The sequence below is a fragment of the Campylobacter sp. 2018MI13 genome (assembly GCF_018501135.1).
Lineage (GTDB): Bacteria > Campylobacterota > Campylobacteria > Campylobacterales > Campylobacteraceae > Campylobacter_E.
Genome location: NZ_JAHCZC010000253.1, coordinates 1 through 425 on the forward strand (window position 1 = coordinate 1; position 425 = coordinate 425).

The 425-nt window shown below is 59.1% G+C and carries 1 protein-coding gene; it reads right to left on the reverse strand.

What is annotated here, in order from left to right; translation table 11 throughout:
- Positions 1-77: 77 nt before the first annotated feature.
- The coding region (locus KJQ99_RS11410) for a thiamine pyrophosphate-dependent enzyme (RefSeq protein ID WP_214150737.1) at positions 78-425 on the reverse strand (348 nt) is incomplete at its 5' end.

The window sequence follows — 425 nt, forward strand, 5'->3', positions numbered from 1 at the left end:
TACGTCTCCCGGATCACGTCCCATGAATCGACGAGGAGCCGCCACCTTGCGGTGACGGCCCCACCGAGTCGCGACGGTCAGAAGCGGGGAATGTTCCTCATATTGGACGTGGCCATCGACACCGCCTCACCAGCACCACGATTGAGCACAATCTTGCTCATGGCGGTGGCAAACCCGATCATCTGCTCGCCCTTGATCTCAGGCGGCAGGGACAAGGCGTTGGGGTCAGTGATCACCTCGACTAGGGCTGGACCGTCAAAATCCATAGCATCCGTTAGGGCACGGCGAATGTTGCGTGGGTCATCAACCCGCTCGGCGTGAAACCCAATCGCTTTGGCGAGACCTGCATAGTCGACGTCGTGGACGTCGGTACCGAAGTCAGGTAACCCATTCACGAGCATCTCCAGTTTGACCATGCCGAGAGT